Source organism: Pseudonocardia nigra (genome assembly GCF_019396355.1).
In the GTDB taxonomy this organism is placed as follows: Bacteria; Actinomycetota; Actinomycetes; order Mycobacteriales; family Pseudonocardiaceae; genus Pseudonocardia; species Pseudonocardia nigra.
Genome location: NZ_JAHKRK010000259.1, coordinates 1 through 9,482 on the forward strand (window position 1 = coordinate 1; position 9,482 = coordinate 9,482).

The window sequence follows — 9,482 nt, forward strand, 5'->3', positions numbered from 1 at the left end:
CATCGCCGCCATCCGCCGCTTCATCGACGCATGGAACGAGCGCTGTGAACCGTTCATCTGGACCAAGGACGCCGAGGCCATCCTGGCCAAAGCGCAGCGTCAAAAGACTTCGGACACGAGACACTAGAGCTGTAGCTGGAACCAGTGCTCGTCGCGGACGTCGCCCGGGCCCAGGCGAAGCGCCGCGGGGAACACCCCGACCTCGGTCCAGCCCAGCTTCGGGTAGAACGTCAGCAGGTCGGTGCCGCCGCGGACCGACAGCCGCAACTGCTCCAGCCCGAGGTCGGTGGCGTGCGCGACCGCAGCGTCGAGCAGGGCCTTGCCCCAGCCGCGGCCCTGCAGGTCGGGGTGGACCATCAGCCGCAGCACCGTGGCCCGATGCGCGACCACCGGGCCTGCGCCGCGGCGCAGGAACACGGTGCCGATGAACACGTCGTCGGCACCGATCACGATGAGCTGCTGCCGCTCGGCCCGGACGTCCTCGATTGCCTGCTCCGCAGCCGCATGGATCTCGTCCTCCGGCGCGTCCGGGGCGAACCCGACGGCACCGCCGGCACGGGTGACGGCGAGCCACAGCGTGCCGAGCGCCGTCGCCGTCTCCGGGTGCACCTCGTGGAGGAGGTGCGGCCCGCCGACGAACGCCTCGGCAGCAGCGGTCACAGGTTCGGGAACCAGAGCTTGATCTCGCGGGCGGCGCTCTCCGGCGAGTCCGACCCGTGGACCAGGTTGGACTGGGTCTCCAGCGCGAAGTCGCCGCGGATCGTGCCCGGCACCGCCTTCTCGACGGGGTCGGTGCCACCGGCGAGCTGGCGGAACGCCGCGATCGCGCGCGGACCCTCGACGACGGCCGCGAGCACCGGACCCGAGGTGATGAACTCGAGGAGGCTGCCGAAGAACGGCTTGCCGTCGTGCTCGGCGTAGTGCTGCTCGGCGAGCTCGCGCTCCACGGCGCGGAGCTCGAGGGCGACGATGTCGAGGCCCTTGCGCTCGATGCGGGCGAGGACCTCGCCGATCAGCTTGCGCTCGACGCCGTCGGGCTTGACGAGGACCAGAGTGCGTTCAGTCACGCGGTCAGGGTATCGACGGCTCCGGCGCCGCCGAGCTCCAGGGCTCCGGCCGACCGGCGTGCCGGGCCCGTGCTGGTGCCCGCCGTACGGGATCCGCTACTGATCCCGCATCTGCTGCGAGGGCAGCTCACCGCGGGCCATCTTGCGGGCCAGGTCGCGGCGCAACAGCAGCAACCCGCCCCACACCAGCGCGAACACCACGCCCATCACGCCGAGCGCCGGCACCAGGACGGCGCAGGCGATCATCGCGACCTGCAGGCCGAGCGCGAGCCCGAGGCCCCACGACCGCCGTTGCAGCCCAGCGGCGACGATCATCGCGACGGCCAGGGCAGTGATCACCGAGACGCCGACGGCCGTGGCGCCCGTCCCGAACTTGGGCAGCACCAGCAGCGCGAGCAGCACGACGATCGACTCGAGCACCAGGGTGGCGGCGAACACCCCGCGCACACCCTTCATCGGGTCGGGCGGGGCGGGGCGGCCCTCCGGCTCGGAACTCACGCCGGCTCCCGCCCGAACAGCGCCCTGACCTCGCCCGCAGTGACCACGGACCCGGTGACGACGACGCCGACGCCGGACTCGCCGCCCTCCTCGGCCAGCTCCCTGGCCTGGTCGACGGCCTCGCCGAGCACGGGCTCGACGCTGACGCGGTCGGAACCGAACACCTCGACGGCGAGCGCGCCGAGCGCATCGGGGTCCATCGCCCGGGGCGAGGAGTTGGCGGTGACCACGACCTCGTGCAGCACCGGTTCCAGCTCGGTGAGGATCCCGCGCACGTCCTTGTCGCCGAGTACGCCGATGACACCGACGAGCCGGGTGAACCGGAACTCGCTGGTGAGGGCCGCGGCGAGCGCGGCGGCGCCGTGCGGGTTGTGCGCCGCGTCGGCGAGCACCGTCGGCACGCCCTGGCCCGCCGCGAGCCGCTCCAGCCTGCCCGGCGACTGCACGCGGGCGAACGCCTCGCGCACGGCGTCGGGGTCGAGCGGCTGGCGCGGACCGGCGCCGACGAGCGCCTCGGCCGCGGCGAGCGCGAGCGCCGCGTTGTTGGCCTGGTGCTCGCCGTGGAGCGGCAGGAAGATGTCGTCGTAGGTGCCGCCGAGCCCCTGCAGCGTGAGCCGCTGGCCGCCGACCGCGATCTCGCGGGTCTTCACCCCGAACTCGGCGCCCTCGCGCGCCACCTGGGCGTCGACCTCGACGCACCGTTCGAGCAGCACCTCGGCGACGGCCCTGCCCTGGTCATCACTGCCCTGGGCGGCCAGCACCGCCACGGCGCCCGGCTTGATGATCCCGGCCTTCTCGCGTGCGATGCCGAGCAGGTCGTCGCCCAGGTACTCGGCGTGGTCCAGGCCGATCGGCGTGATGACCGCGACGTTGCCGTCGACGACGTTGGTGGCGTCCCAGCGCCCGCCCAGCCCGACCTCGATGATCCCGGCCTCGACCGGGGCGTCGGCGAACGCGGAGAACCCCATGGCGGTGAGCACCTCGAACTTGGACAGCCGGGTGCCCTCCTTCGCGTCGATCAGCTCCACGAACGGGGCCACGTCCCGGTAGATCTGGACGTAGCGCTCGGGGGTGACCGGCCGGTTGTCGAGGTTGATCCGCTCGGTGGCCCGCTGCATGTGCGGACTCGTGTAGCGGCCGGTGCGCAGCCCGATCTCGGTGAGCAGCGCGTCGACCATCCGGGCGGTGGAGGTCTTGCCGTTGGTGCCGGTCAGGTGCACGACCGGGTAGCCGCGGTGCGGGTCGCCGAGCACGTCCACCAGCGCGTCGATCCGCTCCAGGGTCGGCTCCATCACCGACTCCGGCCAGCGCCGGTCCAGCTCCGCCTCGACGGCCAGGAACTCCGCGAACCCCGCCGTGGACGACTGCGCCGGGACGACGTCGGGGGTTTCCCCGCCGCGGATCGCGTCGAGGACGTGCGAGACGACGGCGTCCTCGGCGGTCTCCTCGGGCGAGCGGACCTCGCCCTCGCCCTCGGGCAGCTCCTCTCGGTCGCGGGTCATGACGACGGCAGCGCGGCGAGGCGGGCCGTGATCCGCTCGATGTCGGCCAGCGCGGTCTCCTGCCGCGCCCGGATGCCGTCGACGACCTCGGCGGGCGCCTTCTCGACGAACTTCGGGTTGCCCAGCTTCTTGTCGGCCTGTCCGAGCTCCTTCTCCGCGGCGGCGAGGTCGCGGCCGAGCCGGGCCCGCTCCGCGGCGACGTCGATGGCCCCGGAGGTGTCGAGCTCGACGTGGACGGACCCGCCGGCCAGCGCGACCTCGAGCGTGGCGGTGGGGGTGAACCCCTCCGCAGGCGCGTCGAGCCGGACTAGCGCGGCAACCGCGGCCCGGTGCCCACCGAGGCCGGCCTCGTCCAGCCCGACGAGCCGCGCGGCGACCCGGCGGCTGTCGGGAACCCGCTGCTCGGTGCGGAACCGGCGGACCTCGGTGATGAGCTTCTGCAGGTCCTCCACGCGGGTGGCAGCCGCGGTCATGGTCGGTGCGCCCACCTCCGTGGGCCATGGCGCGATGACGACGGACTCGCCGCCAGTGAGCGCCTTCCAGAGCGACTCGGTGAGGAACGGCATGACCGGGTGCAGCAGCCGCAGCAGTGCGTCGAGGACGTGCCCGAGGACGGCGCGGGTGCCGTCGGCGGTGGCCTCGTCGTTCAGCTGGACCTTCGCCAGTTCGACGTACCAGTCGCACAGCTCGTCCCAGGTGAAGTGGTACAGCACCTCGGCGGTTTTCGCGTACTGGAAGTCCTCGAGCAGCGCGTCGACCTGCTCGCGGACCTCCCGCAGGCGGCCGAGGACCCAGGTGTCGGCATCGGTGGGCTCGGCGGGCAATGGCAGGGCGGGCGAAGCTCCCTTGCTGAGCGCGAACCGCGTGGCGTTCCACAGCTTGTTGCCGAAGTTGCGGGCCGACTGGACGTTGTCCTCGCCGATCGGCGCGTCGGTGCCGGGGTTCGCGACGCGGGCGAGCGCGAACCGGAGCGCGTCGGTGCCGTAGGCGTCCATCCACTGGACGGGGTCGACCGTGTTGCCGGCCGACTTCGACATCTTCTTGCCGGACTGGTCGCGGACCATCCCGTGCAGCGCGATCGTGTCGAACGGCTGGACGCCGTCCATCGCGTACAGCCCGAACATCATCATCCGGGCGACCCAGAAGAAGAGGATGTCGTAGCCGGTGACCAGCACCGACGTGGGATAGAAGCGGTCCAGGTCCGGCGTCTTGTCCGGCCAGCCGAGCGTGGAGAACGGCCACAGGCCGGAGGAGAACCACGTGTCGAGGACGTCCTCGTCCTGGTGCCAGCCCTCGCCGCTCGGCGGCTCCTCGTCGGGCCCGACACAGACGACCTCGCCGTTCGGCCCGTACCAGACCGGGATGCGGTGGCCCCACCACAGCTGCCGCGAGATGCACCAGTCGTGCATGTTGTCCACCCAGCCGAACCAGCGCGGCTCGAGCTCCTTCGGGTGGACGGCCACCTGGCCGCTGCGCACGGCGTCGCCCGCGGCCTTGGCGAGCGGGCCGACGTCGACGAACCACTGCAGCGACAGCCGCGGCTCGATCGGCTCCTGCTTGCCGCGCGACGAGTGCCCGACGCTGTGCACGTACGGGCGCTTCTCGGCGACGATCCGGCCCTGCGCGGCAAGCGCCTCGCGGACCTTCACCCGCGCCTCGAACCGGTCCATCCCATCGAACTCGGTGCCGGTCCCGGTGATCTTCCCGGTCTCGTCCATGATCGAGGGCATCGGCAGGTCGTGCCGGCGGCCGATCTCGAAGTCGTTGGGGTCGTGGGCCGGCGTGACCTTGACCGCGCCGGTGCCGAAGCTGGGGTCGACGTGCTCGTCGGCGACGACCTTGATCATCCGGCCGACCAGCGGCAGCGCAATCTCCCGTCCGACGAGGTGGGTGTAGCGCTCGTCGTCGGGGTGGACCGCGACCGCGGTGTCGCCGAGCATCGTCTCGACGCGGGTGGTAGCGACGATGACGCTCTCGTCGCCGTTGCCGTAGAGGAGGGAGACGAGCTCGCCCTCGACCTCGCGGTGCTCGACCTCGATGTCGGACAGCACGCTGCGCAACTCCGGCGACCAGTTGACCATACGCTCCGCGCGGTAGATCAGGCCGTCGTCGTAGAGCCGCTTGAACATGGCGAGGACGGCCCGGTTGCTGCGCTCGTCCATCGTGAAGCGCTCGCGCGACCAGTCCACGCTGTCGCCGAACCGGCGCATCTGCTCGAGGATCTTGCCGCCGTACTCGGCCTTCCACTCCCAGGTGCGTTCGACGAACGCCTCGCGGCCCAGCGCACGGCGGTCGGTGCCCTCGGCGGCGAGCGCCCGCTCGACGAGCGCGTGGACGGCGATCGAGGCGTGGTCCATGCCGGGCAGCCACAGCGTCTCGTACCCCTGCATGCGGCGGCGCCGGACCAGGACGTCGATCAGCGTGTGCTCGAACGCGTGCCCGATGTGCAAGCTGCTGGTGACGTTCGGCGGCGGGATGACGATGCAGAACGGCGGCTTGTCGCTCGAGGGATCAGCGGTGAAGTAGCCGGCCTCGCCCCAGCGCTCGTACAGCCCGGCCTCTACCTCGCCCGGGTTCCACTGGGCGGGGAGGTCGGCGGTGCGCGGTGGGAGGGTGTCGGTCACCGTTCCAAGTCTACGAGCCGGGCCCGACCGGATTTCCTGCGCACCCACCCGCCCCGTATCCCGCACGCAGGCCCCGACTCGCGCACCCGTACAGCCCGACTCGCGGGCACGTGCGCTCCGGCCCGACCGGTCAGGCCGGGATGAGCAGGGCCTGCAGCCGCGGGAAGCCCAGCACCCTGGCGAGCCTGCGCTGCCGCACCAGGTCGAGGTCCAGTGCCCGTACCTGGCCGCTGGTGGGCTCGTACACCCGCCAGGCGGCGCCGTCGCGCCCGAGCGCCATCCCCCAGTGCCGAGGCACGAGCGACCCGACGAGCACGGGCACCGGCCTGCCCACCGCGAGCGCGGCGGCCGCGGCACCCAGTGCGTCGGCGAGGTCGGCTCCGGACGTGTCGTCCACCAGCCGCACCCGGTACGGCCCCGCGCCCGGCACGTGGTGGCGCAGCCACCGGACCATCCCCCATGGGGTCGTCCCGAGCGCCTGCGGCCACACCGTGGTGGACTCGCGATGTACCTCCCGCTGACGGGTGTCGTAGCGGACCCCGAACCCGGGGGCGACGCCGGTACGCGTGCCGCTGCCCATCCCGCACGAGCCGGTGGCGGCGCCGGCGAGCTGCTCGCCGTCGAGCCGCAGCATCTCGGTGGGGTCGGCCCACGCGGACAACGCCACGAGGACGGCGCTGCCGCAGCTCGTGCCGTTCACCTGATCGAGCCGGACGCCGCCGTGGCGCTGCTCGCCGAGCCGATCGGTGAGCAGCGGCCTGCGCCCGCCCGCGAGCGGCCGCACCTGGGCGACGGGCGCCGCCACCCGGCCCCGCCCGACGAAGGACTGCACTCGTCGTGCCACCCCGCACACCGTCCGCATACCCCGATACTCCCTCGCGGTGCGGGGCGGCGCCACGTTCCGGGGGTCAGCGCACCGCTGCCACCGTGGTCGACCACAGCTCGCGCCCGTCCTGCCCGCGCAGCGCCACCCGCAGCTCCGAGCCGCCCGGCGCGACCTCGACCTCGCCGAAGTTCTGGAATCCGTCCAAGGGTGAGGTGTTCGTCGCCGGCGGCGCCTGGACGAACACGGCCTCGGGCCCGAACGTGGCGTCCAGCTCGCTCGGCCCGAACGCGCCCGCGTTGAGCGGGCCGGACACGAACTCCCAGAACGGGTCGAACTCGGTGAACACCGCACGCTCCGGGCTGTAGCGGTGGGCCGCGGTGTAGTGGACGTCCGCGGTCAGCCACACGACGTTGCGCACCTTCCGCCTGCGCAGCTCCGCCAGCACCCAGGCGAGCTCGGCCTCCCGGCCGCTGGGCGGCCCGTCAACCCCGTTGGCCACCGCCTCCCACGCGCTGTCGCCGTCGGGGACGTGCAGGCCGATCGGCATGTCCGAGGCCACGAACTTCCAGGTGGCCTTGGACGAGGCCATCGCGTCGACGAGCCAGCGCGCCTGCTCCTCGCCCAGGATGCGCCCGCCCTCGCCGGTGTTGGCGCCGTTCGCGTCCCGGTAGGTGCGCATGTCGATCACGAACAGCTCGACGTGCGGGCCGTAGGGCAGCCGCCGGTACACCCGGCCGTCGACAGCGCGCCGCGGGTCGAGCGGCACCCACTCGTGGAACGCCTGGAACGCCCGCGCGGCGAGCACGTCGACTCGCTTCTCCTCGTAGCGGTCGTCGGTGAGCACCTCGCCCGGGTACCAGTTGTTGGTGACCTCGTGGTCGTCCCACTGGTTGATCTGCGGAACGGCCGCGGCGAACCGGCGCACGTTCTCGTCGAGCAGGTTGTAGGCGTACTGCCCGCGGTACTCCGCGAGGGTCTCGGCGACCTTGAGCTTCTCGGGGATGACGACGTTGCGCCAGGTGCGGCCGTCGGGGAGCGTCACGGTCTCGGTGAGCGGGCCGTCGGCGTAGACGGTGTCGCCGCTGTGCAGGAAGAAGTCGGGCTCGCGCTCGGCCATCGCGGAGAAGATCGTCATGCCGCCGATGTCGGGGTTGATGCCCCACCCCTGCCCGACCACGTCGCCGGACCAGACGAACCGCACGCCGTCCTTGCGACCCGGCGGCAGTCGGAACGAGCCGGTCACGGGCTCGCTCGCGGCCCGCCCGTCCAGGTCCTCGGCGACCACCCGGTAGTGCACCGCGCGACCGCGGCCCGGCACCCGCAGCTTGCCGGTGAAGTCGGTGTCCGGGGTGAGCAGCGGGCCCTGCAGGCGGCGGAGGTGCCGGAAGTCGGGTCCGTCGGAGACCTCGACGACCATCCGGGCCGGGCGGTCGGCGCGCGCCCAGACGAGCCCCGACCCGGGGAGCACGTCGCCGGACTGCACGCCGTGGGTGAGCACCGGCCGGTCGGACCGGAGGAAGGTGGGGGCGGCGAGGGCGGGCGCGGCGGTCAGCGGCGCAGCGGTGGCGGCGAGCCCGCCGACGGCGGCGGTGCGCAGCAGCGAGCGGCGGTCGAGGACGTGAGGGGGACGCATGTCCGATGGTGTAACCCATCCGAGTGACGAGAGTCGAGCGGCGAGGTGAACGCTCGGCTCACGCCTCAGGACTTACCCGGGCCTTGCCGACAACGCGGCCAGGGGCCATCTGGGCGCGAAGACCGCGTTCGTAGCCCGCGAGGCGCGGCCTCGTCCCGAGCGCGAAGACGCTCAGCGCCAGCACGGGCACGACCCGCGGGACGCGCGCCGCGGGTGCGGCGAACGTGGTCGACATCGGTTCCCCTGGTACGACCTCGGGAGCAACCTCCCGCCGTCGCAGGGGAGTTCCGTGTCCCTGCCTACAGTGCTCGCATGATCGAGCTGACCCCCGAGCACCGCGCCTTCCTCACCGAGGGCACCCGCACCGGCAAGCTCGGCTTCGTCGCCGCCGACGGCCGCCCGCTCGTTGCCCCGATCTGGTTCGTCGTCGAGGGCGACGAGCTGGTGTTCAACACCGGCAAGGCGACGGCGAAGGGACGCGCGATCACCCGCGACCCCCGGGTCGTCCTCTGCGTCGACCTCGAGGCGCCGCCGTACTCCTTCGTGCAGGTGCAGGGAGTGGCGACGGTGTCGGAGGACCCCGCCGAGCTGCTCAGGACCGCCACCGAGATCGGCGGGCGCTACATGGGCGCCGACCGCGCCGAGGAGTTCGGCAAACGCAACGGGGTGCCGGGCGAGCTGGTGGTGCGGCTGCGGCCGACGAAGGTGATCGCCGAGCTCGACATGACGGGCTGAGCGGAGCGAACGTCAGCGCTGAGCCGAGCGCCCCGAGTGCCAGGAAAGCCACGTTCCTGCCATTCAGCGACAGGAACGTGGCTTTCCGGACGGTCGTGCCGCTGGCTCAGCCCCGCTGGGACTGGTCGTTGGACGGGACGCCGCGCTGGGCGTCGCTGCCCCAGCCGTCGGCCAGCGCCGTGATCTTCTGGGCGTAGTCGCGGGCCGCCACGCTCGGCTCGGCCTGCCGCCCCGCGGCCAGTCCGACGAGGAAGGCCGTGACGGGCGCGGCCGGCCGGCTCACGCCGTGGGCGACGTCGGAGGTCAGGTCGAGCACGGTGTCGACGAGGCCGCTGGTCTCCACCGCGTCCTCGAGGCCCAGCTCCTGGGCCAGTGCGGTGACCCACTCGGACATGGCGTTGGTCTCGCTGCTCTCGGTCACGGACCGACCCTAACCATGCGGGCCCGGACGCGCCGGGTGGCGCGTTGGGCGCCTAGAGCGTGTCCCGTGGATCATGCGGGTCGGCTGCGGTAGATCTCTTCTGTGCTTGATCGCCACGACTTGACCGACGCGGAGTGGGCACGGCTGGAGCCGTTGCTGCCCGACCGGACACCGCG

10 protein-coding genes are annotated in these 9,482 nt (G+C 72.7%); 1 reads left to right on the forward strand and 9 read right to left on the reverse strand.

What is annotated here, in order from left to right:
* Positions 1 to 123: 123 nt before the first annotated feature.
* The 8 genes from KME75_RS36485 to KME75_RS36520 all read right to left on the reverse strand — a co-directional run bounded on the left by KME75_RS36485 (position 124) and on the right by KME75_RS36520 (position 8,385).
* Complete coding sequence (locus tag KME75_RS36485) at positions 124 to 660, reverse strand: GNAT family N-acetyltransferase (protein ID WP_219419505.1); 537 nt, start codon at positions 658 to 660, stop codon at positions 124 to 126.
* Positions 657 to 1,067, reverse strand: coding sequence for a nucleoside-diphosphate kinase (gene ndk / locus KME75_RS36490; protein WP_219419506.1), 411 nt, complete (start codon positions 1,065 to 1,067; stop codon positions 657 to 659). The genes KME75_RS36485 and ndk overlap by 4 nt, the downstream gene beginning before the upstream one ends.
* Before the next feature lie 96 nt (positions 1,068 to 1,163).
* On the reverse strand, positions 1,164 to 1,565 hold the full coding sequence (locus KME75_RS36495) for a DUF4233 domain-containing protein (protein ID WP_308283410.1): 402 nt from the start codon (positions 1,563 to 1,565) through the stop codon (positions 1,164 to 1,166).
* Positions 1,562 to 3,067, reverse strand: coding sequence for a bifunctional folylpolyglutamate synthase/dihydrofolate synthase (locus KME75_RS36500; RefSeq protein WP_219419507.1), 1,506 nt, complete (start codon positions 3,065 to 3,067; stop codon positions 1,562 to 1,564). The genes KME75_RS36495 and KME75_RS36500 overlap by 4 nt, the downstream gene beginning before the upstream one ends.
* Complete coding sequence (locus tag KME75_RS36505) at positions 3,064 to 5,691, reverse strand: valine--tRNA ligase (RefSeq protein ID WP_219419508.1); 2,628 nt, start codon at positions 5,689 to 5,691, stop codon at positions 3,064 to 3,066. Before KME75_RS36505 ends, KME75_RS36500 begins: the two co-directional genes overlap by 4 nt.
* Positions 5,692 to 5,821: 130 nt before the next feature.
* Positions 5,822 to 6,535, reverse strand: coding sequence for a hypothetical protein (locus tag KME75_RS36510; protein ID WP_219419509.1), 714 nt, complete (start codon positions 6,533 to 6,535; stop codon positions 5,822 to 5,824).
* A 64-nt stretch (positions 6,536 to 6,599) separates the two neighbouring features.
* Positions 6,600 to 8,150: an alkaline phosphatase D family protein gene (locus tag KME75_RS36515; RefSeq protein WP_219419510.1), complete on the reverse strand. Its 1,551-nt coding sequence runs from the start codon at positions 8,148 to 8,150 to the stop codon at positions 6,600 to 6,602.
* Between the two features lie 58 nt (positions 8,151 to 8,208).
* The gene (locus KME75_RS36520; protein WP_219419511.1) at positions 8,209 to 8,385 is read right to left on the reverse strand and encodes a hypothetical protein; all 177 of its coding nucleotides are present in this window, start codon (positions 8,383 to 8,385) and stop codon (positions 8,209 to 8,211) included.
* Positions 8,386 to 8,462: 77 nt separating this feature from the next.
* Between KME75_RS36520 and KME75_RS36525 the strand changes: the two genes are divergently transcribed.
* Positions 8,463 to 8,885: a PPOX class F420-dependent oxidoreductase gene (locus KME75_RS36525; RefSeq protein WP_219419512.1), complete on the forward strand. Its 423-nt coding sequence runs from the start codon at positions 8,463 to 8,465 to the stop codon at positions 8,883 to 8,885.
* A 106-nt stretch (positions 8,886 to 8,991) separates the two neighbouring features.
* Here KME75_RS36525 and KME75_RS36530 read toward each other — a convergent pair whose 3' ends face one another.
* Positions 8,992 to 9,306 carry a DUF6457 domain-containing protein gene (locus tag KME75_RS36530; protein WP_219419513.1) on the reverse strand — a complete coding sequence of 105 codons (315 nt, stop codon included), beginning with the start codon at positions 9,304 to 9,306 and terminating at the stop codon, positions 8,992 to 8,994.
* Positions 9,307 to 9,482 lie beyond the last annotated feature (176 nt).

What these genes read in the sequence shown, in the direction of transcription:
- KME75_RS36515 (WP_219419510.1), bottom strand. Translation starts at nt 8,150, where the DNA reads ATGCGTCCCCCTCACGTCCTCGACCGCCGCTCGCTGCTGCGCACCGCC.
- KME75_RS36500 (WP_219419507.1), bottom strand. Translation starts at nt 3,067, where the DNA reads ATGACCCGCGACCGAGAGGAGCTGCCCGAGGGCGAGGGCGAGGTCCGC.
- KME75_RS36525 (WP_219419512.1), top strand. Translation starts at nt 8,463, where the DNA reads ATGATCGAGCTGACCCCCGAGCACCGCGCCTTCCTCACCGAGGGCACC.
- KME75_RS36520 (WP_219419511.1), bottom strand. Translation starts at nt 8,385, where the DNA reads ATGTCGACCACGTTCGCCGCACCCGCGGCGCGCGTCCCGCGGGTCGTG.